Genomic DNA, 26,022 nt, shown 5'->3' with positions numbered 1-26,022 from the left:
GAAAAGGGGTTAACCTTCAATAACTTTCATTAACAGTTGGCCATCGTATAAGGCCTGCTTGATGAGCGCAGCACCTGGCATGGTTGCCTGCTTATAAAAACGAGATTCCACCAGCTCTAAGTCTTTATAGTAAACCGATAGACTCTGCTCTTCGATGCACTTTTGAATCGCCGGGTATAACACGCTCTTCGCCTGATTGATAACACCACCCACCAAGATTTTCTCTGGGTTGAATAGGTTAATCACAATCGCAATCGCAGAGCCTAGATAACGACCTAACTGTTCAATCACTTCGACAGCTAGCGGATCCCCATCAGCAGCGGCAGCGCAGATCTGTTCAATAGTGACGTCTTCAAACACCGTTAGCGTTGATTCTTCACCATTGGCTAATCGCTCTTTGACTTGCTCTCGGATTGCCTGAGAACTCGCCACCGTTTCTAAACAGCCTCGATTACCACAGTGACAAAGCTTGCCTTCCTTATCGATCTGGATATGCCCCAACTCACCGATGTTACCGTGACGCCCTTGCAGAACGCGACCATCAAGAATGATCCCGGCACCTAAACCGTGGTGAATCGAGATAAGAACAGAGTTATCGTTATCTTGTGAGTTACCAAACAACTTCTCTGCTAATGCCCAGGCTCGGGTATCATTGGCAATAAAAACTGGTAGGCCGGTTTCTTTGTAGATCTCCGGCCCCAACGCCAAGTTTTCAACGTTGTAGTGCGGCATCTGCAGCACAATACCTTGCTCTGAATTCACCAGACCTGGCAGTGTGATAGCGATACTCGTCACCCTGTCGAGTTGCTCAGCATAGGTTTGGAAGAACTCATCGATTTCATGGAGAAGACGCGCAAGCACATCATCTTGATCGCGTTCATGGATATCAATTTTGGTATCGATAAGCACGTCACCGCCCAATTCATGGAGCGCGATCGTCAAGTATCCGCGACCAAGACGCATCGACAGAAACTGCCAACCTTCGTTATTGGTTTGCAGACCGACAGCAGGACGCCCACGAGTCGTGGCTTCTTGAACCGTCGTTTCGTGAATCAGGTGAGCTTCAATGAGTTCACGGGTAATTTTAGTAATACTCGCCGGAGCCAACTCACTTTGCTTGGACAAATCGATACGAGAAATAGGACCTTTAAGGTCAATTAGTTTATATACACGACCAGCATTGACCTGTTTGATATGATCAATATGGCCCGGTTGAGCCATGTACATTTTACGCTCCAGAAATCATCAACGAGGTAATTTTTTTACTTTGCGAAGTAATTGTGAAGTCACTTGGTATATCGCCGTGACCAGTATCACGTATATACATGAATCTTTGTGTATCGAGTCAAATAGTTCGAGGAAAATTAACACCCACATCGATAATTTACGACTTAATTTTCGGAATAAAACATCGCGTTTGAGCCCTGAATTCAATAATTAGAGGCAAATCAAGAAATATCCCCCTAGCTCCCAATAAATTATCAATTAATGCATATACTTAATTCAGTCTTTTAAAAGATTACTTGGCCTCACTCTAGGAGTATTCATGACAGCCGAATTAAGAAAAACGAAAATCGTCACAACGCTAGGCCCTTCTACTGATAAAGGTAACGTGCTTGAAGAGATCATCAAAGCCGGTGCCAATATCGTCCGTATGAACTTCTCTCATGGCACCAGCGAAGACCATATCCAACGTGCAGAAAATGTCCGAGCGATAGCCAAAAGACTCGGCACTCAAATCGCCATTCTCGGGGACTTACAGGGTCCCAAGATTCGAGTATCGACATTCAAAGAAGGTAAGATCCAACTTGCTGTCGGTGATCTATTTACTCTCGACAGTAGCTTAGGTTTAGGTGAAGGCAACCAACAAGCGGTTGGCCTTGATTATAAAGAGCTGCCTAACGACGTATCCTCCGGCGATATCCTGTTGCTTGACGATGGTCGTGTTCAACTGAAAGTAACCAAAGTGGAAGGCTGCCGTGTTCACACCGAAGTTATCATTGGTGGCCCACTCTCAAATAACAAAGGCATCAATAAAAAAGGCGGTGGCCTTTCAGCAGAAGCGCTAACAGAAAAAGACAAGCGCGACATCGTCACCGCAGCACAAATCAAAGTGGATTACCTCGCCGTATCTTTCCCTCGCAATGGCGAAGACATGCACTACGCTCGTCAGCTTGCACGAGAAGCTGGCTTAGAAGCTCACCTCGTCGCAAAAGTGGAACGAGCAGAGACAGTCGCCACTGTTGAGAATATGGATGACATCATAATGGCCTCAGATGTGGTCATGGTGGCTCGTGGTGACCTCGGAGTAGAAATTGGAGACCCAGAGTTGGTCGGTGTACAAAAACAGCTTATACGCCGTGCTAGAGCGCTTAACCGAACGGTGATCACCGCGACTCAAATGATGGAATCAATGATTTCTGCGCCAATGCCAACCCGTGCCGAAGTCATGGACGTTGCCAATGCGGTACTCGATGGCACCGACGCGGTGATGCTTTCAGGTGAAACCGCTGCGGGTGATTACCCAGTCGAAACCGTAAAATCAATGGCAGAAGTCTGTATTGGTGCTGAAAAGATGGCGGGGGTTAACCAATCTAATTACCGTATTGACCGCACCTTCGTTACCGCAGAAGAAACTGTTTCTATGGCGACCATCTACTCAGCAAACCATATGGAAGGTATTAAAGGAGTAGTCACTCTCACCGAGTCTGGCCGTACTGCATTGATGATGTCTCGCTTAAGTGCTGACATGCCTATCTATGCGCTGTCTCGTAACGAAGGAACACTTAATCGCTGCACCTTGTACCGAGGTGTGACACCTATCTACTTTGAGACAGAAGCCGAAGACAGCTTTGATATTGCGCTATCAACCCTCACTTGCCTAAAAGAGAAAGGATACCTGAAGTTTGGTGACCTGGTGATCATCACTCAAGGCGACATTATGGATGTGGCGGGATCAACCAACTGTATGAGAATCTTGCCTGTCACTTAATGTTTGACCGTAAGACGAAGCGATTAGCATAATTTCAAAGGCAAAAAAGGGTTATTGAACCAAGTTCAATAACCCTTTTTCATTTCAGAACACTGAATCACTAACGATATGAGAGCTAACAGCATGCTAACTCATCAACTTCAAGAATTACTTGCCAGCAGTAATGGTTGCTAACTGTGGAATGTGTGAATTGCGAGCGTTTTCCGTTGATGTGTAGGTTTCTACAAATCGGTAACCGGCTTCTAAGCCCAATTCGTAATCGTGTAACAGATCCTCTTTATCACTCATTAGTGAACTCGATTTCAGCGGCTGACTTGGTGCTATCTGCACTACAAACGCATCATCCGGTGGAGAATTCAAAAAGTCTTGTGTCAGTGAGTAGGTTTGGTAATGCACCATCAGCATGTCAGCCAAGCCTGAATCAAACTTATCACCGATTAAATGACTTAAGCGATAGATATCATCCGCACCAAATAACCATCGGCCACCATTAAGCAGATCCAAATGCCCGCGGTCACGCTTTTGCTCTTTTGAGCGCATAATTTGTTGTTGGAAGAAAGAGGTCCAGTCGGTTTTCCACTGCTCCACTTTCTGTTGCCAGTGGCCTTGAACACTGTCGAAAGATTCACGAAACCATTCCAGCTCTTCGGCGGATATCGGTTTAGGTGCTTTTATTGAAGGTTTATTCACCTGAGAGCCCGCTAAATGTCCATCCCCTTCCTCTACCACGGGCTCAGTACGAATCACGACAATAGAACGAGCTTGTCTGCGCCATGCTTCTTGAACCGGTATACATGCTGATACACCACCGTCCACATAAGCACTGTCACCAATGAAAATTTCGTCATTGTACAAACGAGGAATGGCGCAGGTCGCAATCATCACTTTGTACCAGTCGTCGCCCAATAATGGGAAGTAGTGATCTCGTAAACCTTTAGAGTCCGTCACTGCCGCATAAAAATGGCGATCGCCTAACGTTTGTCGTCCCAAATCCAGATCGAGCTTATAGGGATAAGCCATAATTTGCTCTAAAGCCCATTCGAGGCCTAGATTCTTTCGGTGTCGTATATAAGAAAAAAGGTTGAAGAATTCTGGTGAGGTAGTGAGGTCGAGAACAAAAGAACGCCCAAGGCCTTTGTCACGGCACAGATAAGCGCATAAATTGAGGGCACCTGCTGAAGTACCGAAAAATTCGTCGAAGGGGTCAAAATTAGAAAGAAGAAAGGCATCCAGCACTCCCGAAGTAAAAATACTTCTCTGTCCGCCACCTTGAGCGACCAGTGCTGTTTTTCCAGCAATAAACTTAGCGTAATAGTCCAAGTCTATTGCTGTATCAATATTGGTTATAATCCCACTATTCATTATTCCCTGAGCACAAAAACTCAGCCTCGCAATAAATGGTATTAGCTACCAATCGCAATAAAGCCAAATGAAAGAATGATTGTGTAGATAAACGCTGTTATTTGTAGAGCATTTTTCAGATTATGGTCCATAGACACCTCTGGCTTATTATTAATTTGTCGAGTCTCTATTTAAGTACTATCAGGTGTGTGAAGTATCTTCAAGAATCGTTGAAATTAGTCGCACAATATTGATGTAACCATCACAATTAGTAAGTGTATGGACAAGGATATACTCATGAATAACAAAGCAAATATAATGGCACTGGTTACGCTTCTTTCCATTTCAAGCGCGAATGCTTCGCCGGAGATCATCATTACTCCGATGGTGGGTTATACCGGCGGTGGTAGTGTCGAAGACCAGGATGGAAAAACTTATGACATGAAAGGCTCTGAAAACTACACTTTTGCAATTGAAACGCCACTTGAAAAAGGACGCATCGGCTTTTTCTATTCCAATCAGAGCTCTGAGTTAGAAACACTCAACTTAAGTTCCTCCATCCAATACCTGCACTTTCAAAGCAGTATCTACTACCCTGCTTCTCCTGTATTGTCCGGCTATCTAGGGCTAGGTCTTGGGGCGTCTTACGTTGATGTTGACTGGGCGAAAGACAAGTATGGATTCTCCACCTCTATCTTTGGTGGTTTAGAATACAAATTTAGTGACCGCTTAGCTTTAAATACTCAAATACGCTGGCTAGGTACGGTTGTCGATAACGACACATCCGGTGTTTGTAGCGTACCGAGCACTGGGCAAGACTGCATTATCCGCTTTGATACCGATTGGATGAACCAATTCCAGGCCAATATCGGACTCAGTTTTACTTTCTAAGTCAACACCTGTTCTCAAGCGAAATGAGTTAGAAGAAAATCTGGATGTCTGATTTAACGACAAAGCCAGCTAAATGCTGGCTTTGTCATTATAAAAACGTTTTTTGGTTCGAGTTAGAACTTGTATGTAATACCCAGAGCACCGCCTACTTGCAACTCAACCCCTTTGTACATGTCGAGCTCAGGGTGAACTTGCGCGTAAGCATTCCAACCTTCATAGAAGTTCACCTTCACACCTAACGGCAAGCGTAAACCAAAGTCATCATTCCATTCAGCCCAAGCACCAGCGCCGACGTACCAGCTCAACGGAGCTTCAGTCTCGAACTGACCGCGCTTCCAGATGTAGTCAAATGCAGCACCATCATTGCCAATCGTAGCACGGTATTTCTGATCAAATTCCACAACGACACTCAGGTCTTGGTCAATGGCGAGTCCAACTTCCAAAGCTGGAGCTTCAGAAGCGTGGGCAAAAGAGGCTCCACTGCAGCACATAAGGCCGATCAAGTAACGATGTTTCATAATATTCTCAGACTGTGTTTAAAAAACGGTAGTTTACTGGAATAACAGCTAAAGGTGTCATCGCTAGGTAAAAGATAAAAGATATGAAAAATTTGAGAACGAACATCAGCGCATCGAGCCGAACGGTAACTCTCTGAGTTAAAAAAGATTAAAGACAGGAAAGTCTTTCATAAAGCAGAAAACAAAAAAGGAGGCCTTTCGGCCTCCTTTCAATTTATTGAATCAGAGAATTAACCGTTGTTACGGATCCACTCATCCATGTCTGTTTTAAGGTTGTCAGACTTAGTACCGAAGATAGCTTGTACGCCACCAGCAACAACAACAACACCTGCAGCGCCTAGTTTCTTCAGTTTGTCTTGGTCAACAAGAGCTGTATCAGCTACAGCAACACGTAGACGAGTAATACAAGCGTCAAGACCAGTGATGTTCGCTTTGCCGCCGAATGCAGCAACTAGCTCACCAGCAAGTTCAGAACCAGTCGCAACTGACTCTTCTTCAGTCTCGTCTTCACGGCCTGGAGTTTTAAGGTCTAGAGCTTTAATCACAGTGCGGAATACGATGTAGTAAATTGCAGCGTAAGCAATACCACATACAACCATTAGGCCCATCTTAGACGCATTGCCAGATAGAACTAGGAAGTCGATTAGACCGTGTGAGAAAGATGTACCGTGTACAAAACCTAGAGTGTTCGCAAGAACGTATGCAGAACCAGCTAGTAGAGCGTGGATTGCGTACAGTACTGGAGCAACGAATAGGAAAGAGAATTCGATTGGTTCAGTGATACCCGTTAGGAATGAAGTCAACGCAGCAGAAGCCATGATGCCCATTACTTTAGCGCGGTTTTCAGGCTTAGCTGAGTGTGCAATCGCGATTGCAGCAGCAGGTAGACCGAACATCTTGAACATGTAACCACCAGCTAGCTGACCGAAGCCATTGCCCGCTGCACGAGATGCGTCATCAGCAACTAGGTAACAAGTAAGAACACCATTTTGAGTTTCACCAGCAGCGTTTACACAAGTACCAGCTTCAAAGAAGAAAGGTACGTTCCAAACGTGATGAAGACCAAATGGAATTAGAGAACGCTCAACGATACCGTAGATACCAAACGCCACTTGTGGGTTTTGGTGAGCAGCCCAATCAGAGAACGCAGAGATAGCGCCGCCAACTGGTGGCCATACTACAGATAGTAGGATTGCTAGACCAATCGCAGAGAAACCTGTGATAATTGGCACTGCACGCTTACCAGCGAAGAAGCCAAGGTACTCTGGTAGTTGAATACGGAAGAAACGGTTGAATGCCCAAGCAGCAACACCACCGACTAGGATACCACCTAGTACACCAGTATCGATTTTATCAACGCCCATTACACCAGCCATTACGCCAAGTGTAGCAGTCATGATGCCGTAACCAACGATAGCAGCTAGACCAGCCACACCATCGTTGTTAGTAAAGCCAAGTGCAACACCTACTGCGAACAGTAGTGCCATTTGACCGAATACTGAACCACCAGCTTGTTCCATTAGGTTTGAAACGATTTCTGGAATGAAAGGAAGATCTGCTGCACCGACACCTAGCAAAATACCCGCAACTGGTAAAACTGATACTGGAAGCATCAGAGACTTACCAACTTTCTGCAGGCTAGCAAAAAGGTTCTTAAACATGTTTATGCTCCTGATAAAGATAAAATAATTATATGGGTTCTAACGGCACACCCCCGTAGCCTATATGTTAGCACCCAGTGAAAATGTAACCATGTATTGCATTATATTTTCTGCCGCTAAATATATATTGATGGGGAACTAACTTTCTAGTCACTTACGAAATTTAGTTTCAAAACACGTCTTGGATCACATGTCAAATCTAGAAATGCAATGCTTTACAATTATTTAATTCATTGAAAATAAAGGGCATTTTCAATGAGACCTATTATTTTACTGGGTAAATAAAATAGGAGCTAATGTTATTTTTAGTAACAAAATTACAAATGTTATAAATAGCCATCTCAAGTTCAACATAATTAGTAAACATTAAAAAAAAAGCATTTTTGGTGATCAAAAACACAAAAAGGGAGCTTTCGCTCCCTTTTATTTGTTTACTTCGTTTTTTATCGCAAAAAAAGTTTTTGATAATTTTTGGTTGTTTGTTCAGCAACCTCTTTCATTGACAAGCCTTTCAATTGTGCAATATAGGCTGCAACTTCTACAACATATGCAGGCTGATTCTGCTTACCACGATATGGAATTGGCGCCAAATATGGAGAATCTGTCTCGATCAATAGCCTATCGAGAGGAAGCTTCCTAACAACTTCTTTGAGTTCTGTTGCTTGTTTGAAGGTCACGATACCTGAAATTGAGATATAAAAACCTAGCTCCATTGCCGCTTCAGCGAACGCTTGATCTTCAGTAAAGCAGTGAATCACGCCACCACACTTCTCAGCTCCGCCATCACGTAAAATAGCCAATGTGTCTTCACGTGCGTTACGAGTATGGATGATCAAAGGTTTATTAAGCTCAACGGCCAATTCAACATGCTGCTTAAATCGTAGCTGTTGTAGCTCTGCAGTCTCTGGTTGGTAGTGATAATCTAAACCTGTCTCACCAATCGCTACAACCTTGGGATTGCTCGCGTACTCACGCATTGTCTCTAGGCAGAAATCACTTTCAACATCGAGAGGATGAACGCCACAGGAGGCTTTGACGTTATCAAACGGCGAGATCATCTCGAGCATGTTTTCAAACGAATCTAGTGTCACACCGACAGAAAGCAATTGGTCTACATTGGCAGCCTTCGCCTTGTTAACCACATCTTCTACGCTGGTGTGTAAATCTTGGTAATCCAGTTTGTCTAAGTGACAGTGGGAATCTACGAACATGTTTCCTCGCAAGTGGCTATTAGCCAATTCATTATGAGTAGCTCCGTATTGAGCCCAGGGTGTTGCTTTAACTGCTCAATCAATATCAGCAGTTTATTCGATGCTGCATAAGCACTTTGGTAAGACATCACCTCACACAGTGCTTTTGCACTCGGAGTGATAGCCTGATTCGCCAAACCAAAATGCAGCTTCTGTACATCCGACAATAAATGCCAAAGCCAGCCAAGTTGAATTAAAGGGTCTTTGCTAAGCTCTGTAGAGAACTTTAGCATGTCAGGTTGAGTGCCTTTTATCACATTCACAAAGCCATCGAGCGCTTTTGTTGATGCTTCAACGCCACCTTGCTCAAACATCGCTTTTGCTTTTAAAGGCGCGTTGTCATTGAGTGCTAAAATATACTGCGGTACCGCTTTGCCCACTTCCCCATCTAACCACGCCGAACCTGCCTCTAACTGCGGGCTAACCACGTTGAATTGCTGACAACGGCTGATAATAGTCGGCATTAAGCGATTACTGTTGCGAGTAGACAGAATGAAAATACACTTGCTTGATGGCTCTTCCAGAGTTTTCAGTAGTGCATTGGAAGCCGATTCGTTCATTGCTTCAGCAGGGTTAAGCAAGATAACGCGCAAACCACCTAACTGAGAAGACTCTTGAGCCCAGCGGTTGCTGGCACGCACTTGATCAACTGTGATCGACTTACCTTCTTTCTCTGGTGAGATCACATGAAAATCAGGATGACTGCCCGACTTCATTAATTCACAGCTGTGGCAAAACCCGCACGACTCGCTTTCATAATTCGTACACATCAATGCGTCGGTAAGTTGGTTAATCAACGCATCAACGCCGAGCCCTTGCGGCGCATTAACAATCACAGAGTTAGGAAAACGCTCCGCATCGAGACTTTTTTCCACTCACTCCATACCGGTGTGAGCCAAGAATACACTTCAGCCATGACTACCTACTGTTTGTCGAGCCAAGCAGTTAGCGCAACTTTAATATCAGTGGCTACTTGCTCAATTTCTTGCTGCGCATTAATCACAAGTACAGAATCATCTTGTTCTGCAATTTCTAAATAGCGCTCACGCGTGCGGTCGAAAAATGAGATGTCCATTTTTTCAATTCTATCAAGCTCACCACGGCCTCTAGCACGCTCTAGCCCTACTCTAGGGTCTAGGTCCAAATATAGCGTTAGATCGGGCTTAAAGCCGCCTAGCGTGGTTGCTTTCAGTGATTCCATTGTCGTGCGTGCAATCTGACGACCACCACCTTGGTAAGCCTGTGAAGACATATCATGACGATCACCCAAGACCCATTTACCACTGTCGAGTGCGGGCTTGATGACGTTCTCTACTAATTGAACACGTGCTGCGTACATCAGCAGCAATTCAGTCATGTCTTGAAGCTTCTCGCCTTCGTGCTCTTCTTTAACCAATGAGCGCATCTTTTCAGCTAAGACTGTACCACCCGGCTCGCGAGTATTAACAATATCCTCGACACCCGACGCTTTTAATGTCTCAACGATGGCATTGATTGCTGTGCTTTTGCCAGCGCCTTCAAGGCCTTCAACCACGATAAATTTCGACTGATTCATAATTATTTCTTTATCTGTTTTTTCTTAATTGCTTTAAGTAAGCTCGCACTGCACGGTTATGCTCAGTCAAACTCTTTGAAAATACGTGACCACCTGTTCCACTCGCAACGAAATACAAGTAGTTGCTCTTCTCTGGATTCAACGCCGCGTTGATAGAAGCTTTGCCTGCCATAGCGATAGGTGTCGGTGGCAAGCCACTCATTGTATAGGTGTTGTATGGCGTTGGCGTACGTAAGTCTTTCTTACGGATATTGCCATCGTAGCTCTCACCCATTCCATAGATAACCGTAGGATCAGTTTGCAAACGCATACGCTTGTTCAGACGGTTAACGAACACAGAAGAGACACGCTCACGTTCTGACGCAACAGCGGTCTCTTTCTCAATGATAGATGCAAGAATTAACGCTTCGTATGGCGATTTAAGAGGCAGTTTATCCGCTCGATTTTCCCACTCTTCATTCACCACGTTCATTAGGTCTCGATGCGCCCGCTTCAACAAATCTAAATCAGTGGTGCCGTAGGTATAGTGATACGTTTCTGCTAAGAAAAGGCCTTCTAACTTTTCGTTTTCAATACCCAACTTTTCAGCAATCTCTTTTTCAGAGACGCCATCCAACGTCTGTTGAATGAATTCGTTGTCTTTTAGCTGGACAAGCCATTCGTCAAAACGACTGCCTTCAACAAAGGTAATGGTAAACTGGTGCTCTTTCCCTTCTACAAGCACCTGTAGCGCTTGCTCTAAGGTTAAACCCGGTTCAAGCAGGAAAGTTCCCGCTTTTACGTCTACAAGCTCAGGATGTAACTTACGGATTAATTTCTCGTAAGGAGAAGCCTCAAAAAGCCCCTCGTTAATCAACTGGGCTAGAACGCGGTTAAAGCTGCTACCTGAAGCAACAGTCACGACTTGTGGTTTTTCTAATTGAATAACTTGTTTCAAGTTATCTTGTGCTTGGTTGTAAACATAAAAACCAGCAGCACCGGCTGCGATTAAGCACAAGATAATAAAAATAAATAACTTTTTGATCACGAGTTTAGTTGTCCTTGAAGGCTACGAGTAACGGTTCCAATGTTAAATTGGGTATCACTAATACGGGTAACTGGGGCAACCCCTAAAATGGAGTTGGTCATGAAAACCTCATCAGCTTGCATGAGTTGAGATAAGCAGTAGTCACTAATTGTAACGGAAAGTTCAGCTTGATTCAGCGCGGTTAACACTTGCTTACGCATAACCCCTGCTACACCACTTTGAGTGAGTTGAGGTGTGTATATCGCCTGACCTTTGCGCCAAAACAGATTGGCCATGGTGGTTTCAATCACATTACCCGAAATATCAAGAACCACACCATCCACTTCATTAGCTTGATCCATTTCATCTTTCATCAAAATCTGCTCAAGACGATTATTGTGCTTATGGCCAGCAAGTAGTGGGCTCAAACCTAACGCTTGATGGCAGATACCGAGTTCAACACCGGAGCCTTGCCACGCTGAATAATGACTTGGGTAATCAAAGGTACTGATGGTGATTGTCGGCTTGGCGATATTCTTGGTACTGTAGCCACGCCCACCCGCTCCACGGCTAACGTGCAGCTTGATCCCTGCTTTTTCATTATGAGGCTTGTTTGTCTTGTGGAGGTTCTTTGTTTCATGAAGACCGTTGTGTTGGATATGTTGAAGTGCAGTATCGAGCCAAAGACCAACTACATCCCAATCAAGAGCGGAAATACGTAGCGCTTTAAGGCATTCGTCGACACGGTGCTGATGATCATGAAAATGTTGTATCTCACCATCACTCACAAGCATTGTTGTAAAGCAGCCGTCTCCGTACTGAAACGAGCGGTCCAAGATATCGATAGTTTGCTGGCTTTCTCCATCAACCCAAAACATGTTTTTCCCCATAAAAAGAAACGGCTCAATGCTAAAGCATCAAGCCGTTTAAAAACAAGTCTAATTGTGACTATCTACGAGTGTTTACGTCTTTAATAAGATGATTAAATCTTTTTGAAGATCAAACAGCCGTTTGTACCACCGAAACCGAATGAGTTACATGCAGCATATTCCATGTTGCTAACTTCACGCGCAGTGTGAGGTACTAAGTCAATATCTAAGCCTTCTTCAGGGTCATCTAGGTTGATTGTTGGTGGAACAATTTGGTCAACCAGAGACATTGCCGTGATGATAGCTTCAGCAGAACCAGCAGCACCTAGAAGGTGACCTGTCATTGATTTCGTAGAAGAAACCAATACTTGCTTGCTGCCTGCTTCGCCAAGAGCACGCTTGATGCCCTTAACTTCCGCTACGTCACCAGCAGGAGTCGAAGTACCGTGTGCGTTTACATAACCGATTTGTTCACCAGTAATGCCAGCATCACGCATAGCAGCTTCCATTGCTAGTGCACCACCTGAGCCATCTTCACTTGGAGATGTCATGTGGTAAGCGTCACCCGACATACCGAAGCCAACTAGCTCACAGTAAATCTTAGCGCCACGAGCTTTCGCATGTTCGTACTCTTCAAGAACCATCATGCCTGCACCGTCACCAAGAACGAAGCCGTCACGGCCTTTGTCCCATGGACGAGAAGCTTTTTGAGGCTCATCGTTACGAGTAGACAGTGCTTTAGCCGCACCAAAACCACCCATACCTAGTGGCGTTGATGCTTTTTCAGCACCACCCGCTAGCATTGCGTCAGCATCGCCGTATGCAATCATACGAGCCGCGTGACCAATGTTATGTAGGCCAGTCGTACATGCAGTAGAAATCGCGATGTTTGGACCGCGTAGACCACGCATGATAGACATGTGACCAGCAATCATATTCACGATCGTCGACGGTACGAAGAACGGGCTGATCTTACGAGGACCTTTTTCAGTTAGAGCTTGGTGACCGGCTTCGATCAAACCAAGACCACCAATACCAGAACCGATAGCAACACCCACACGTGGAGCGTTTTCTTCAGTAATAGTTAGGGCTGAATCATCTAAAGCTTGAATACCTGCTGCGACGCCGTACTGGATGAACAAGTCCATCTTACGAGCATCTTTTTTAGTCATATACTCTTCGCAGTTAAAGTCTTTAACTAGACCTGCAAAACGAGTTGAGAAATTGGTTGCATCAAAGTGCTCGATATTAACGATACCACTTTGACCAGCTAGCAGGGCTTTCCAAGAAGATTCTACAGTGTTGCCTACCGGTGACAACATACCCATGCCAGTGACAACTACACGACGCTTGGACACGATTTTACACTCCGGGGATTGAGGTGATTTAAGATGAGGATAGATGAGTTAGATAAAACACAGGCGGTCGAGGTGACCGCCTGGGAGAGATTATTACTGAGCGCTAGTTACGTAATCGATAGCTGCTTGAACAGTAGTAATTTTCTCAGCTTCTTCATCTGGGATTTCAGTGTCGAATTCTTCTTCTAGAGCCATTACTAGCTCAACTGTGTCTAGAGAATCTGCACCTAGGTCATCAACGAAAGAAGCTTCGTTTTTAACTTCAGCTTCGTCTACACCTAGCTGTTCAACAATGATTTTCTTTACGCGTTCTTCGAGGTTGCTCATTTTTTCTTTTCCTTTACAGAGTTCGCTTTATGCGATGTTTTCCGTAGTTTATTCAATCTATTGAAAGTTGCAAGGTCAACTTTTCTGGTCAAACCACAATTTTCACGATTTTAACCGAAATTACGTATGATCTTGACTTAAATCATGCACAAATGTTGCACATAATTTACACCATGTACATACCGCCATTGACGTGAAGTGTTTCACCTGTGATATAAGCTGCCGCAGGTGACGCCAAAAATACCACAGCTTCAGCGATTTCGCGAGGGTCACCTAGTCGACCTGCTGGTACATTCGCCAAAGTTGCAGCACGTTGGTCATCATTTAGCGCTTTAGTCATGTCAGTTTCGATGAAACCAGGAGCTACAGTGTTCACTGTAACGCCACGAGACGCAACTTCACGAGCCATTGATTTAGTAAAACCAATTACGCCTGCTTTTGCAGCTGCGTAGTTAGCTTGACCAGCGTTACCCATAGTACCTACTACAGAACCAACGTTTACGATACGACCTTGACGCTTCTTCATCATGCCACGCAATACAGCTTTAGACATGCGGAAGATAGGCGTTAGGTTAGTATCGATGATGTCATTCCACTCGTCGTCTTTCATACGCATAAGTAGGTTATCACGAGTGATACCTGCGTTGTTAACTAGAATGTCAATCGCACCGAATTCATCGTTGATGGTTTTCAGTGTAGCAGCAATTGAGTCAGTATCAGTTACATTAAGAGCAAGACCTTTACCGTTCTCACCAAGGTACTCGCTAATTGCAGCTGCGCCGCCTTCAGATGTAGCAGTACCGATAACTTTAGCACCACGCTCAACTAAAAGTTCAGCGATTGCACGACCGATGCCACGGCTTGCGCCTGTAACTAGTGCAACTTTGCCTTCTAAATTCATCATAACTTCTCTATTAAGTGGTTATTACTTAGCAGCTTCTAGTGATGCAGTGTCATTAACTGCAGCAGCTGTCATAGTTTTTACGATTCGTTTTGTTAGACCAGTAAGAACTTTACCAGGGCCTAATTCAAGTAGCTTCTCAACACCTTGCTCGTTCATCGCTTGTACACCTTCAGTCCAACGAACTGGGCTGTATAGCTGACGAACAAGTGCGTCTTTAATTTTTGCAGGGTCTGTTTCAGCAATAACATCAACGTTATTGATAACAGGCAGTGCTGGCGTGTTGAACTCTAGAGCTTCTAGAGCCACTGCTAGCTTGTCTGCTGCTGGCTTCATCAGTGCACAGTGAGACGGCACAGAAACAGGTAACGGAAGTGCACGCTTAGCGCCCGCTTCTTTACAAAGTGCACCAGCACGCTCTACTGCCGCTTTGTTACCCGCGATAACAACTTGGCCAGGAGAGTTAAAGTTAACTGGAGACACAACTTCGTCTTGCGCAGCTTCTTCACACGCCTTAGCAATCGCTTCATCGTCTAGACCGATGATTGCGTACATTGCACCAACACCTGCAGGAACCGCTTCTTGCATCAGTTGACCACGTAGTTCAACCAACTTGATCGCTTCTTTAAAGTCGATAACGCCTGCACATACTAGTGCAGAGTATTCGCCTAGGCTGTGACCTGCTAGATTTACAGGTTGCTCTAGGCCAAGTTCTTGCCATACACGCCAAATAGCAACAGACGCTGTTAATAGAGCCGGTTGAGTGCGGAAAGTTTCATTTAGATTTTCTACTGGACCATCTTGAACCAATGCCCATAGATCGTAACCAAGTGCTTCTGAAGCTTCAGCAAATGTCTGTTTAACAACATCATACTGTTCGCCTAGGTCAGCAAGCATACCGATAGCTTGAGAGCCTTGGCCTGGGAATACGATAGCAAACTTGCTCATTGTAATTATCCTTTAAGCAAAGCAAAAAATTGAATAAGGCACATAAGTTATGTGCCTTGTTTGTTGATTATCGCTTGAGGTTAGAATTTAACTAACGCAGAACCCCAAGTGAAGCCGCCACCAAAGGCTTCAAGAAGAAGCGTTTGACCACGTTTAATTCGCCCGTCGCGAACAGCCTCATCGAGTGCTGTTGGCACGGTAGCTGCTGACGTATTACCGTGCTTATCAAGAGTAATAACTACTTGATCAAGCGACATTGTCAGCTTTTTAGCCGTTGCCGAGATAATACGGTAGTTCGCTTGGTGTGGAACTAACCAATCAAGCTCTGACTTATCCATATTATTCGCAGCTAATGTGTCTTTAACTAGCTTAGAAAGCTGAGTTACCGCCACTTTGAATACTTCGTTGCCTGCCATGTGCAGCCATTTGTCAGCATCACCGCCGCGCTCTGGTACTTCTAGGCTTAGAAGCTCACCGTATTTACCATCAGAGTAAATATGAGTAGACAAAATACCTGGCTCTTCGCTTGCGCCTACAACCACCGCGCCTGCTGCATCACCAAATAAGATGATAGTAGAGCGGTCAGTCGGATCACAGGTTTTTGACAGTGCATCAGCACCAATTACCAAAACGTTCTTACACATGCCAGTCTTGATGTGTTGATCAGCAACAGACAGTGCGTAAACAAAACCAGAACACGCTGCAGCCAAATCAAACGCAGGGCAGCCTTTAATTCCAAGCTTACCTTGTACCTGACATGCCGAAGACGGGAATGTGTGGCTACTGCTGGTTGTCGCAACGATGATTAAATCAATATCTTCTTTGTCGATACCTGCCATTTCAATGGCATTCTCAGCAGCGTAAAACGCCATATCAGCAACGGTTTCGTTTTCCGCTGAAATACGACGCTCTTTAATACCTGTTCTAGCAACAATCCACTCATCGCTAGTCTCTACCATTTTCTCTAAGTCTGCGTTTGTACGCACCTGAGATGGCAAGTAGCTGCCAGTACCTAAAATTTTGCTATACATGAAGACTAATAATGCCTCTCGAGTAAAACCGCTTCCAAACGATCGCTAATGCGGCTGGGGACTTGTCGTTTGACCTCGTGTACTGCCTCACCAATCGCGTTGACGACTGCAGACACATCAGCACTTCCATGACTTTTAATGACAATGCCGCGCAATCCTAACAAACTTGCGCCGTTATACTGGTCGGGGTTCAAGGTTTTTAATTCAGTAAATAGCTCAGAAAACAACATTCTGGCTATCCAACCCTTTATTGTTGAAGCCATCATGCGCGTTTTTAGCTTATCAATAAAGAGCTGAGCCGTACCTTCGCACGTTTTTAAGCAGACATTGCCCACAAAACCATCACATACGACGACATCAGCAGCATCTTGAAGTAATTGATTACCTTCAATATAGCCTATGAAATTCACAGACTGAGTATTCGACAACATTTCAGCGCATCGTTTTACAAGGTCATTGCCTTTAATTTCTTCTGCGCCGATATTCAAGATAGCGACACGTGGCGCGCGACCTAAATGTTGTTCGGCTAATGCACTGCCCATTACGGCAAACTGAAACAGTGAATCTGCGTCACTAGAAACGTTCGCCCCTAAATCAAGCATCCATGTACGGTTGCCAGAAGCAGTAGGCAAAGCTGAAACCAATGCAGGCCTATCAATGCCGGGAAGAAGTTTGAGTCTGAAACGAGATAGCGCCATCAGTGCGCCGGTGTTGCCACCACTCACACAAGCATCAGCCTGTGATTCAGCAACCAAATCAATAGCAGCACGCATAGAGCTACCCTGACTGTTACGTAAGGCTAGTGACGGTTTTTCAGAATTGGATATAACTCGATCACAATGCTGGATACTCAAACGAGAATCAGGCATTCGACCTAATGAAGATAATTGAGATGTGATCGCGTTTCGATCACCTATGAGAATGACTTTTAGCTCTGGGAAATACGACAGTGCCTGCACGGCGGCAGGCACTGTTACACGAGGACCGAAGTCCCCGCCCATTGCATCAAGCGCAACGGTTAGATTTTGCAAAGGTCAACCTTACTTGTTGATAACCTTTTTGCCGCGGTAGAAACCTTCGGCAGTCACGTTGTGACGTAGGTGAGTTTCACCTGAAGTTGCGTCTACAGAAAGTGCAGCTGTAGTTAGTGCATCGTGTGAACGACGCATGCCACGCATTGAACGTGATTTCTTGCTCTTTTGTACGGCCATTGACCCTACTCCTATGTAAATTCTTAAAGAAGCAGTTACTTCTTTAAGCTTTTTAAAACATCAAATGGATTCGGCTTTTTATCTTCCTCAATTTCTTCAGGAAGTTCACCAAATACCAAATTATTTGAGTTAACGCTACAGTCCGCATCGTCGTGCATTGCTATTTGTGGCAATCCAAGGATGAACTCGTCTTCAACTAATTGAATCAGGTCTAACTCACCGTACTCGTTCAGATCTACCAAATCGTACTCTTCCGGTGCTTCCTCTTCACTTTTCTCACTGTAAACAGGAGTATAAGTAAATTGGACATCGCACTCATGTGCGAAAACCTCATTACAACGTTGACACTCTAAATCGACTTCGACGTTAGCTTTACCAGAGATAACGACTAATCGTTGTTCATCAAGCCCAAATGACATTGAGACTTGCGCGTCACGTTTTACGCCTTCAGTTGCTTCGGTTAAACGCTTTAAAAGACTGACCTGAATGATACCATTCACATCAAGTCGTTTTTGAGCCGTTCTTGCCGGATCAACTGTACGCGGTATTTTTTCCTTTTGCATAGGGCGCGAATCTTATCTTCCAAATCATGTTTAGTCAAAGGAAATGGCAAAAAAAATGTACTTTCCTACCTTTCCTGTTCAGAGCATTATGAATAGCAGGATAAGTTACGTTATCCTGAACTAAATGCTTACTCGAATTGTAAATTAAAATGAGAAATTACCAACTAGTTTTAGCTTCTACGTCTCCATTTAGGCAAGAGATCCTCAAAAAACTACAGTTAAACTTTGTCACAGCTAAGCCTGACTGCGATGAAACGCCGCTTCCCGAAGAAACACCTCAACAGTTGGTGATGCGCCTTGCTGAGACCAAAGCTAAGTCTTGTGCTGTGGAGCTGCCTAGCTTAGTCATTGGCTCTGATCAGGTTTGTGTGATTGACGGAGAGATCATAGGTAAGCCTCATACTCGAGAAAAAGCGATCGAGCAATTATCTCGCCAAAGCGGCAAGAGTATTACTTTTTATACCGGGCTTTCGGTTTGGAACAGTGAGGCTAACAAAGCTGACACGCGTCTCGACACCTTCGTAGTGCATTTCCGCGATTTAACAGAGCAACAGATCATTAGTTATGTTGAGAAAGAACAGCCTTATTACTGCGCCGGTAGTTTTATGTGTGAAGGGTTAGGCATCGCGTTGTTTAAACAGATGGAAGGCAAAGACCCAAATACTTTGATCGGTTTACCGCTGATCGATCTAGTCGATATGTTAGAAGCGCAAGGAATGAATGTGCTATAACGGATACTCTCTCTTTTGTTAGAGATTCCCTACTCTCTCCTTCGTCAGTCTAGGGAATCACTCAAATCGCTACATTATCCAATCAGCTAATTGATTAACTCGATAGCAACACGGACTGACTTTACTCAGGAAAAATCGTCATCCTCAAGAGCGAGGAGCGAGCGAGTTGAAGGAACTTCTCCAGCAGAAAACAAAAAAGGTTGACGATATTCGCCAACCTTTATGATTCTATGTACACACTCGATTTAAAAAGAATATCTTCTTTTCGTATCTCGTATCTCGTATCTCGTATCTCGTATCTTCTTAGATCTTACGTAATCCAGTAAGAGCTTTCTCTAACCTTCTTTCCATTGGCGCCGAGATATCCATCTTCTCTTCACTACCTGGGTGCGTAAACTTGATGTTCGCGGCATGTAAGAACAGACGATCAAGACCAACCTTGCCCGTGTAAGCGTCAAAACGACGATCACCGTAGCGATCATCCCAAGCAATTGGGTGACCAGTATACTGAGCGTGCACACGGATTTGGTGTGTACGGCCTGTAATTGGACTAGCTTGAATCAACGTCGCCTCTTGGAATTTCTCTAAAACCTTAAAGCGGGTTTCAGAAGCTTTGCCGTTTGGGTTCACGCGAACAATGCTGTTTACTTCATTTTTTAGCAATGGAGCATTTACAACCTTACAGCTGTTCTTCCACTCACCCATCACTAAAGCAAAGTAATACTTCTGTACGGTTTTTTCACGGAACTGTGCTTGAAGGTGTCTTAGCGCCGAGCGCTTCTTAGCAACAAGCAAAATGCCAGACGTATCTCTATCGATACGGTGCACTAATTCAAGAAAGCGAGCATCGGGACGAAGTGCTCTTAACGCTTCAATTGCGCCGAACTTAAGTCCACTACCACCATGAACCGCAGTACCTGATGGTTTATTCAAAATCAGCATGTGATCATCTTCATAGATGATGCACTGTTCCAATTCTGAAACCTTGTTGAGTTTCGTGCTTGGCACGTTCTCTTCAACTTTCTCTTCAATGGTAACTGGCGGGATACGAACTAAATCACCAGCTTTTAGTTTGTACTCAGCCTTGATGCGTTTTTTGTTTACGCGGACTTCGCCTTTACGCACAATTCGGTAAATCATGCTTTTCGGGATGTTTTTTAATTGGTTGCGTAAGAAGTTATCAATACGCTGACCAGCCATATCTTCGTCAATGTCGACAAATTGGACTTGGGTTCTAATTTCGCTCATTGGGCTATTGTATCACTGTCACTTTTGATAATTGAGATTTTCTTAGCTCTATTCCGAACTTATTTATCCTTAATCCCTGCCGATCTATCCTCAAATGCTCGTTGAAGTTCTATATTTCTTTGATTCTTCGAACAAAAAAGCACCAAGATTCCTGCAAATTAAAATATCAATTGATAAATTATTTATAGACAGTGAGTTAGAGCTATCAAAACCCAAACAAAAACTGTTTTTTTTACAGCATTCCGACAAAGCAGATTGCTGTGTTTACCGACCGCTGCTATAGTTCACAGCTGCTATCAGTGGTTTGACTATTATTTAAACAGCTAACCATTCATAAGCAAGTAAATGAGTAGATAACTCAGATTAGACAGTGCTGCAATCGGCGTAAGACACGGTCAACTGGGTTCCTTATCGCTCTACTCACGTACGCTCATGTTGAGTATTCACCGCCACATCGCGGATCATAGGCTAACTCCCTATGATGACTGACGTGCCCCAGAGCATCCCTCTCCAGCCGGGAGGCTGCACCGATAAAGCCATGGGATCTGGCACCATGAGAAACGAAATAAAGCGATAAGAACAATGATGAAAATAAGAAAAGACAATGAGAATTTCTAAATGAAAAGAATGTTAATTAACGCAACTCAAAAAGAAGAGTTGCGTGTCGCTTTGGTTGATGGCCAGCGACTGTTCGATCTAGATATCGAAAGTCCAGGTCACGAGTCAAAGAAAGCGAATATCTACAAAGGACGTATTACCCGTATTGAACCAAGCCTAGAAGCGGCATTCGTTGATTACGGCGCAGAACGTCACGGTTTCCTCCCTCTTAAAGAAATTGCCCGCGAATACTTCCCTGAAGGTTATACATACCAAGGCCGTCCTAGCATTAAAGAAGTGCTAAAAGAAGGCCAAGAAGTAATCGTACAAGTAGAGAAAGAAGAACGTGGTAGCAAAGGTGCTGCACTGACAACTTTCATCTCTTTGGCTGGTAGTTACTTAGTTCTTATGCCTAATAACCCTCGTGCAGGCGGTATTTCTCGTCGTATCGAAGGTGATGAACGCACTCAACTGAAAGCAGCATTAAGCACTCTTGAGCTTCCTCAAGGTATGGGCCTAATCGTGCGTACAGCGGGTGTTGGTAAAAGTGCAGAAGAGCTAGAGTGGGACCTAAACGTACTACTGAATCACTGGGGCGCTATCAAGCAAGCTTCTGATTCAAATGCAGCTCCTTTCTTAATTCACCAAGAGAGTAACGTTATCGTTCGTGCGATTCGTGACTACCTACGTCGTGATATTGGCGAGATTCTAATCGACAGCAATACTATTTTTGAACGTGCACAAGCGCACATTCAATTAATACGCCCAGATTTCATGAATCGCGTTAAGAAATACGATGGTGAAGTGCCACTATTCAGCCATTACCAGATTGAAAGCCAGATTGAATCTGCTTTCCAACGTGAAGTTCGTCTTCCATCTGGTGGTTCTATCGTAATCGACCCAACAGAAGCACTGACTTCTATCGATATCAACTCTGCTCGTGCAACAAAGGGCGGCGATATTGAAGAAACAGCACTTAACACTAACCTAGAAGCAGCTGATGAAATTGCCCGTCAATTACGTCTGCGTGACCTAGGTGGCCTTGTTGTAATCGACTTTATCGATATGACTCCGGTTCGTCACCAACGCGAAGTAGAAAGCCGTCTACGTGATGCCGTTCGTTTAGATCGCGCACGTGTTCAGATTGGTCGTATTTCTCGCTTTGGTCTTCTAGAGATGTCTCGTCAACGTTTGAGCCCATCACTAGCAGAAGCAAGCCACCACATTTGTCCTCGTTGTACAGGTACTGGTGTTGTTCGTGATAACGAATCTCTAGCACTTTCTGTTCTACGTTTGATTGAAGAAGAAGCTCTAAAAGACAACACAGCACAAGTACTTGCTGTTGTACCTGTTCCAATCGCTTCTTACCTTCTGAACGAAAAACGTCGCTCAGTAAACCACATCGAGAAGAACCAAGAAGTTAAGATCACTGTTGTTCCTAACTCAGACATGGAAACGCCGCACTTTGAGGTTATCCGTGTTCGTGAAGGTGAAGAGTTCGATCTACTCTCTTACTTGCTGCCTAACAAGCTAGAAGCTCTAAAAGAAGCGGAAAGCAAAGAGCCAGCTGAACAGACTATTCGTCCTAAGAAGATCGAAGAACCTGCACTGAAAGGCTTCGCAGCTCCGGCTCAATCGGCACCAACTCCCGCTCCAGCACCTAAAGCTGTAGAAGAGAAAAAAGCTGAGCCATCAGCAACTCAAGAATCAGGTCTAATTGGTCGTTTCTTCAAAGCTATCGGTAGCTTCTTATTTGGCTCTTCAACTCAAGAAGAGAAGAAAGAAGAAGAGAAGCAAGAAGAAAAACCTAAAAACAATCGCAACAACGGCAACCGTCAACGCCGTGATCGTAACGATAACCGTCGTCGTAACCAACGTGGTGAGCGTGGTGAGCGTGGTGACAATCGTAACGAAAACCGTGACAACAAACGTCGTCGTAAGCCTGCACGTGATGAGAAACCTGAAGAGCAGAAAGAGGCAGCTCCACAGCAAAATCGTCAGCCTCGTAAGCCTAAGCAAGACCGTCGCAATAAGCCACGTGATGAGCAGAAGCAACGCGAAGAGCAAGCACCATCTAAATTAGCAGAAGAAGGTCTACAGCTAGCGGCAGAAGCACAAGCTGGAAAACCGGAAGCGCCTAAGGCTAAGCCTGAAGCGAAAGCAGCTAAGATTAAAGAGCGTCGTCAGCGTCGTAAACTGAACAAGCAAGTTCGTGTTAAAGACCAGCAAGCTCAAGCTGAAGATAATGCTTCAAAAGAGCAAGTTGCTGCTAAAGAACTATCTGTTTCAAAAGAACAATCAGTAGCTCAAGAGCAAAAAGTTGCGGAACAAGTAGAAGCAACTCAAGCGAATGCAGAGCAAACTGAACAGGAAGAGCCGAAACAACGTCGTAACCGTCGTTCTCCACGTCACCTACGTGCAAGTGGTCAACGTCGTCGTCGCGGTCGTGATCGTCGCCCTAACCCATTCCGCCTACGTAAAGGTGGTGTAGCTTCTCCAGAGATGGCTATGGGTAAAGTGATGCCTCGCTTCATTCCAAAACCTCACCACAAGCAAGCAAAACCTGAAGTGGCTGAAGTTCAAGTAGTAGCTGAAGCTCAAACATCTGTTCAAGAGCAGAATGTTACTCTAGAGACGGCACCACAAAGCAACGTAGCAATGGCTGGCGGCTTCGCATGTCCTGAACTAGCTATGGGCAAAGTGATTATCCGTCGCGAAGAAGCTGCTGTTGAAGCTCAAGTAGCTGAGACTCCTGCTGTAGTTGAAGCTCCTGCAGTCGTTGAAGAAGCACCAGTGGTCGTTGAAACTGCGAAAGTTGAAGCTCCAGTGATTGCAGAAGCGACGAAAGTTGAAGCGCCTGTTGTAGCAGAAGCAGCACCAGTTGTTGAAGCTGAAGCGCCTAAAGCTGAAAGTGCAAAAGTTGAAGAAGCACCTGTTGTAAAAACAGAAGCTCCTAAAGCGGCACCAAAGGCAGCAGTTGCTAAGAAACAAGCCGGTTCACCAATGACTAAAGCTCCTGGTCCTCAAGAGATCAAAGAGATTGAAGTGATTGCAGCTCCGTTCCGCACTGAACGTTTTGTATCGAAAGGTGCAGGCAGTCAGGCAGCGTCGAACAAAGCTGGCGCGGCGATGACAAAGCCAAACTACTAGTGATTACTGATAGATAATCGCAAGTAAATAGAATCAAAGGCTGCTTATTAAAGCAGCCTTTTTCATATCTACTAATCGAATAAAAATTAACAGATATATTACTCAAAGTTAGGTTCAACCTTGAACTTAATCACATTTTTGGGTAGCATTCGCGCACTTATCTTTTCGACACTTCGCTATTGCCGCTCTTTTCCATCACTGTTTGGCTACGCAATACACCCGTGTCGGTAAATCCATCTTAAGCATAGCTGAGCAAACATGTTCGAATTCCCACAATTTTCAAAGCACTCTGTAAAGAATGATGTGCTTTCAGGTCTTACAGTAGCCCTAGCTCTGGTACCTGAAGCCGTAGCATTCGCCTTTGTTGCAGGCGTTGACCCAATGGTTGGTCTATACGCAGCATTCATCGTAGGTTTAATTACTTCTGTCTTCGGCGGTCGTCCAGGTATGATTTCTGGTGCAACTGGCGCAATGGCTGTTGTAATGGTGAGCCTAGTGGCAACCCATGGCGTTCAATACCTATTTGCGGCAGTTATGCTAGCCGGCCTTCTGCAAATTGCAGCGGGTGTATTTAAGCTAGGTAAATTTATCCGTATCGTTCCACACCCAGTAATGATTGGTTTCGTGAACGGTTTGGCAATTGTTATCTTCCTAGCTCAGCTTGGTCAATTTAAAGCACCAGACGTAACAGGTGCACTAACTTGGTTACCAAGCGGTCAAATGACACTAATGCTGGGTCTAGTAGCCCTTACAATGGCTATCATCCACTTCCTACCTAAGCTAACAACAGCGGTACCATCTTCATTGGTTGCTATTGTTACAGTAACAGCTTTGGTTGTAGGTCTTGACCTTGAAACTCGAACTGTTGTCGACTTCCTACGTACGATGTCTGGTGACGAAGCTGCAACGCTAGCGGGTTCTCTACCAACGTTCTCTATTCCTGCTGTTCCGTTTTCTTTTGAGACACTACAGATCATCCTGCCTTACGCAATTATTCTTGCGGCTATCGGCCTGATCGAGTCTCTACTGACACTGACAGTACTAGATGAAATGACAAACACTCGTGGTCAATCTAACCGTGAATGTGTTGGTCAAGGTATGGCTAACGTAACGTGTTCAGTATTTGGCGCGATGGGTGGTTGTGCGATGATCGGTCAATCGATGATCAACGTAAACTCAGGCGGTCGTGGTCGCCTTTCAGGTATTGTAGCGGCAGTTGCACTACTCATGTTCATCCTGTTCGGTTCTGCACTGATTGAAATGATTCCTCTAGCAGCACTTGTGGGCGTAATGTTCATGGTTGTTATCGGTACATTTGAGTGGGCAACCTTCAAGCTTGCACGTCGCGTTCCTAAGCAAGACTTCTTCGTTATCGTTCTTGTTACCGTAGTAACAGTACTGACCGACCTTGCTGTCGCAGTAGGTGTGGGTGTTGTAGCTTCAGCGCTGATGTTTGCTTGGCAACATGCTAAACACATCTACGCAGACACGTCTGTAAACGCTGAAGGCTCTAAAGAGTACAAAGTTAACGGTCCAATCTTCTTTGGTTCAACGGCTAACTTCCTAGAGTTGTTTGACGCATATAACGATCCACAAGATGTAGTCGTTGATTTCGCAAACTCACGCGTTACTGACCACTCTGCAATTGAAGCGATCGATACGATTGCTGAACGTTACGCGGCATTAGGTAAAACACTTCACCTTCGCCACCTAAGCCAAGACTGTGTTGCTATGCTGCACAAAGCAGGTAGCTTAGTTGAGGCGAACGTTGCAGAAGACCCAATCTACAAAGTAATGTCTAAGTAATCTTAGCAGTAGCTTTAAGTTAGATTTAGAAAGGCCGGCATTCAATGTCGGCTTTTTTTTATATCTAT

Annotated in this window: 23 protein-coding genes and 1 pseudogene; 5 read left to right on the top strand and 19 right to left on the bottom strand. The window is 44.7% G+C overall.

The window, feature by feature from the left end; translation table 11 throughout:
• Positions 1 to 9 precede the first annotated feature (9 nt).
• Entirely contained in the window at positions 10 to 1,227 is a 1,218-nt protein-coding gene (locus tag AB8613_RS14035; protein WP_285953219.1) for an ROK family protein, read from the bottom strand.
• A gap of 319 nt (positions 1,228 to 1,546) precedes the next feature.
• On the opposite strand from AB8613_RS14035, the gene pyk reads away from it, so the two are divergent.
• Positions 1,547 to 2,992, top strand: coding sequence for a pyruvate kinase (pyk, locus tag AB8613_RS14030; protein ID WP_285953218.1), 1,446 nt, complete (start codon positions 1,547 to 1,549; stop codon positions 2,990 to 2,992).
• A 147-nt stretch (positions 2,993 to 3,139) separates the two neighbouring features.
• Here the strand turns inward: pyk and AB8613_RS14025 are convergent, their stop codons facing one another.
• Both AB8613_RS14025 and AB8613_RS14020 read right to left on the bottom strand, forming a co-directional pair.
• Positions 3,140 to 4,354, bottom strand: coding sequence for a patatin family protein (locus tag AB8613_RS14025; RefSeq protein ID WP_285953217.1), 1,215 nt, complete (start codon positions 4,352 to 4,354; stop codon positions 3,140 to 3,142).
• Positions 4,355 to 4,395: 41 nt separating this feature from the next.
• Complete coding sequence (locus tag AB8613_RS14020; RefSeq protein ID WP_122053551.1) at positions 4,396 to 4,485, bottom strand: YnhF family membrane protein; 90 nt, start codon at positions 4,483 to 4,485, stop codon at positions 4,396 to 4,398.
• A gap of 145 nt (positions 4,486 to 4,630) precedes the next feature.
• Here AB8613_RS14020 and AB8613_RS14015 point away from each other — a divergent pair, with 145 nt between their 5' ends.
• Positions 4,631 to 5,224 carry a porin family protein gene (locus AB8613_RS14015; protein ID WP_146492215.1) on the top strand — a complete coding sequence of 198 codons (594 nt, stop codon included), beginning with the start codon at positions 4,631 to 4,633 and terminating at the stop codon, positions 5,222 to 5,224.
• 113 nt (positions 5,225 to 5,337) lie between these two features.
• On the opposite strand, the gene AB8613_RS14010 is transcribed toward AB8613_RS14015, so the two are convergent.
• The 15 genes and pseudogenes from AB8613_RS14010 to yceD all read right to left on the bottom strand — a co-directional run bounded on the left by AB8613_RS14010 (position 5,338) and on the right by yceD (position 18,422).
• Complete coding sequence (locus AB8613_RS14010; RefSeq protein ID WP_146492216.1) at positions 5,338 to 5,742, bottom strand: hypothetical protein; 405 nt, start codon at positions 5,740 to 5,742, stop codon at positions 5,338 to 5,340.
• A gap of 230 nt (positions 5,743 to 5,972) precedes the next feature.
• Complete coding sequence (ptsG, locus tag AB8613_RS14005; RefSeq protein ID WP_017062145.1) at positions 5,973 to 7,403, bottom strand: PTS glucose transporter subunit IIBC; 1,431 nt, start codon at positions 7,401 to 7,403, stop codon at positions 5,973 to 5,975.
• Between the two features lie 443 nt (positions 7,404 to 7,846).
• On the bottom strand, positions 7,847 to 8,614 hold the full coding sequence (locus tag AB8613_RS14000; protein ID WP_076656971.1) for a TatD family hydrolase: 768 nt from the start codon (positions 8,612 to 8,614) through the stop codon (positions 7,847 to 7,849).
• Positions 8,605 to 9,569, bottom strand: a pseudogene (locus AB8613_RS13995) (DNA polymerase III subunit delta'). The gene AB8613_RS14000 and the pseudogene AB8613_RS13995 overlap by 10 nt, the downstream one beginning before the upstream one ends.
• Positions 9,570 to 9,575: 6 nt before the next feature.
• The gene (gene tmk, locus AB8613_RS13990; RefSeq protein WP_146492218.1) at positions 9,576 to 10,208 is read right to left on the bottom strand and encodes a dTMP kinase; all 633 of its coding nucleotides are present in this window, start codon (positions 10,206 to 10,208) and stop codon (positions 9,576 to 9,578) included.
• A 10-nt stretch (positions 10,209 to 10,218) separates the two neighbouring features.
• A complete protein-coding gene (mltG, locus tag AB8613_RS13985) occupies positions 10,219 to 11,235 on the bottom strand; it encodes an endolytic transglycosylase MltG (RefSeq protein WP_285953213.1) in 1,017 nt (338 codons plus the stop codon).
• Complete coding sequence (pabC, locus tag AB8613_RS13980) at positions 11,232 to 12,092, bottom strand: aminodeoxychorismate lyase (RefSeq protein WP_285953212.1); 861 nt, start codon at positions 12,090 to 12,092, stop codon at positions 11,232 to 11,234. Before pabC ends, mltG begins: the two co-directional genes overlap by 4 nt.
• Positions 12,093 to 12,196: 104 nt before the next feature.
• Positions 12,197 to 13,441: a beta-ketoacyl-ACP synthase II gene (fabF, locus tag AB8613_RS13975; RefSeq protein ID WP_019821243.1), complete on the bottom strand. Its 1,245-nt coding sequence runs from the start codon at positions 13,439 to 13,441 to the stop codon at positions 12,197 to 12,199.
• A 93-nt stretch (positions 13,442 to 13,534) separates the two neighbouring features.
• On the bottom strand, positions 13,535 to 13,768 hold the full coding sequence (gene acpP / locus AB8613_RS13970) for an acyl carrier protein (protein WP_004737381.1): 234 nt from the start codon (positions 13,766 to 13,768) through the stop codon (positions 13,535 to 13,537).
• A 166-nt stretch (positions 13,769 to 13,934) separates the two neighbouring features.
• Positions 13,935 to 14,669, bottom strand: coding sequence for a 3-oxoacyl-ACP reductase FabG (fabG, locus tag AB8613_RS13965; protein WP_029235138.1), 735 nt, complete (start codon positions 14,667 to 14,669; stop codon positions 13,935 to 13,937).
• A gap of 24 nt (positions 14,670 to 14,693) precedes the next feature.
• Entirely contained in the window at positions 14,694 to 15,617 is a 924-nt protein-coding gene (gene fabD, locus AB8613_RS13960) for an ACP S-malonyltransferase (protein ID WP_017630537.1), read from the bottom strand.
• Positions 15,618 to 15,697: 80 nt separating this feature from the next.
• Positions 15,698 to 16,648 (bottom strand): beta-ketoacyl-ACP synthase III, encoded by a 951-nt coding sequence (locus tag AB8613_RS13955; RefSeq protein ID WP_010437276.1) that lies wholly within the window; start codon positions 16,646 to 16,648, stop codon positions 15,698 to 15,700.
• Positions 16,649 to 16,653: 5 nt separating this feature from the next.
• Positions 16,654 to 17,679: a phosphate acyltransferase PlsX gene (gene plsX, locus AB8613_RS13950; RefSeq protein ID WP_017062152.1), complete on the bottom strand. Its 1,026-nt coding sequence runs from the start codon at positions 17,677 to 17,679 to the stop codon at positions 16,654 to 16,656.
• Positions 17,680 to 17,688: 9 nt separating this feature from the next.
• Positions 17,689 to 17,859 carry a 50S ribosomal protein L32 gene (gene rpmF, locus AB8613_RS13945; protein WP_004737376.1) on the bottom strand — a complete coding sequence of 57 codons (171 nt, stop codon included), beginning with the start codon at positions 17,857 to 17,859 and terminating at the stop codon, positions 17,689 to 17,691.
• Between the two features lie 35 nt (positions 17,860 to 17,894).
• Positions 17,895 to 18,422: a 23S rRNA accumulation protein YceD gene (gene yceD, locus AB8613_RS13940; RefSeq protein ID WP_046222705.1), complete on the bottom strand. Its 528-nt coding sequence runs from the start codon at positions 18,420 to 18,422 to the stop codon at positions 17,895 to 17,897.
• Between the two features lie 149 nt (positions 18,423 to 18,571).
• Between yceD and AB8613_RS13935 the strand changes: the two genes are divergently transcribed.
• Entirely contained in the window at positions 18,572 to 19,153 is a 582-nt protein-coding gene (locus tag AB8613_RS13935) for a nucleoside triphosphate pyrophosphatase (RefSeq protein ID WP_146492222.1), read from the top strand.
• Positions 19,154 to 19,456: 303 nt separating this feature from the next.
• Here AB8613_RS13935 and rluC read toward each other — a convergent pair whose 3' ends face one another.
• Positions 19,457 to 20,401 carry a 23S rRNA pseudouridine(955/2504/2580) synthase RluC gene (rluC, locus tag AB8613_RS13930; protein WP_146492223.1) on the bottom strand — a complete coding sequence of 315 codons (945 nt, stop codon included), beginning with the start codon at positions 20,399 to 20,401 and terminating at the stop codon, positions 19,457 to 19,459.
• A 618-nt stretch (positions 20,402 to 21,019) separates the two neighbouring features.
• On the opposite strand from rluC, the gene rne reads away from it, so the two are divergent.
• Positions 21,020 to 24,148, top strand: coding sequence for a ribonuclease E (rne, locus tag AB8613_RS13925; RefSeq protein WP_372383975.1), 3,129 nt, complete (start codon positions 21,020 to 21,022; stop codon positions 24,146 to 24,148).
• 258 nt (positions 24,149 to 24,406) lie between these two features.
• A complete protein-coding gene (locus tag AB8613_RS13920; RefSeq protein WP_060982310.1) occupies positions 24,407 to 25,954 on the top strand; it encodes a SulP family inorganic anion transporter in 1,548 nt (515 codons plus the stop codon).
• Positions 25,955 to 26,022 lie beyond the last annotated feature (68 nt).

This window comes from Vibrio sp. BS-M-Sm-2 (assembly GCF_041504345.1).
In the GTDB taxonomy this organism is placed as follows: domain Bacteria; phylum Pseudomonadota; class Gammaproteobacteria; order Enterobacterales; family Vibrionaceae; genus Vibrio; species Vibrio satsumensis.
Note: the sequence above shows the minus strand (reverse complement) of the source record. Positions and strands in the feature narration are given on the sequence as shown.

Coding starts and splice junctions, on each gene's coding strand:
- rpmF (WP_004737376.1), bottom strand. CDS start 17,859: ATGGCCGTACAAAAGAGCAAGAAATCACGTTCAATGCGTGGCATGCGT.
- rne (WP_372383975.1), top strand. CDS start 21,020: ATGAAAAGAATGTTAATTAACGCAACTCAAAAAGAAGAGTTGCGTGTC.
- AB8613_RS14010 (WP_146492216.1), bottom strand. CDS start 5,742: ATGAAACATCGTTACTTGATCGGCCTTATGTGCTGCAGTGGAGCCTCT.
- pabC (WP_285953212.1), bottom strand. CDS start 12,092: ATGTTTTGGGTTGATGGAGAAAGCCAGCAAACTATCGATATCTTGGAC.
- AB8613_RS13935 (WP_146492222.1), top strand. CDS start 18,572: ATGAGAAATTACCAACTAGTTTTAGCTTCTACGTCTCCATTTAGGCAA.
- yceD (WP_046222705.1), bottom strand. CDS start 18,422: ATGCAAAAGGAAAAAATACCGCGTACAGTTGATCCGGCAAGAACGGCT.
- ptsG (WP_017062145.1), bottom strand. CDS start 7,403: ATGTTTAAGAACCTTTTTGCTAGCCTGCAGAAAGTTGGTAAGTCTCTG.
- acpP (WP_004737381.1), bottom strand. CDS start 13,768: ATGAGCAACCTCGAAGAACGCGTAAAGAAAATCATTGTTGAACAGCTA.
- AB8613_RS14035 (WP_285953219.1), bottom strand. CDS start 1,227: ATGTACATGGCTCAACCGGGCCATATTGATCATATCAAACAGGTCAAT.
- AB8613_RS14000 (WP_076656971.1), bottom strand. CDS start 8,614: ATGTTCGTAGATTCCCACTGTCACTTAGACAAACTGGATTACCAAGAT.
- AB8613_RS14025 (WP_285953217.1), bottom strand. CDS start 4,354: ATGAATAGTGGGATTATAACCAATATTGATACAGCAATAGACTTGGAC.
- tmk (WP_146492218.1), bottom strand. CDS start 10,208: ATGAATCAGTCGAAATTTATCGTGGTTGAAGGCCTTGAAGGCGCTGGC.
- rluC (WP_146492223.1), bottom strand. CDS start 20,401: ATGAGCGAAATTAGAACCCAAGTCCAATTTGTCGACATTGACGAAGAT.
- fabD (WP_017630537.1), bottom strand. CDS start 15,617: ATGAGCAAGTTTGCTATCGTATTCCCAGGCCAAGGCTCTCAAGCTATC.
- AB8613_RS13920 (WP_060982310.1), top strand. CDS start 24,407: ATGTTCGAATTCCCACAATTTTCAAAGCACTCTGTAAAGAATGATGTG.
- pyk (WP_285953218.1), top strand. CDS start 1,547: ATGACAGCCGAATTAAGAAAAACGAAAATCGTCACAACGCTAGGCCCT.
- AB8613_RS14020 (WP_122053551.1), bottom strand. CDS start 4,485: ATGGACCATAATCTGAAAAATGCTCTACAAATAACAGCGTTTATCTAC.
- fabG (WP_029235138.1), bottom strand. CDS start 14,669: ATGAATTTAGAAGGCAAAGTTGCACTAGTTACAGGCGCAAGCCGTGGC.
- AB8613_RS13955 (WP_010437276.1), bottom strand. CDS start 16,648: ATGTATAGCAAAATTTTAGGTACTGGCAGCTACTTGCCATCTCAGGTG.
- AB8613_RS14015 (WP_146492215.1), top strand. CDS start 4,631: ATGAATAACAAAGCAAATATAATGGCACTGGTTACGCTTCTTTCCATT.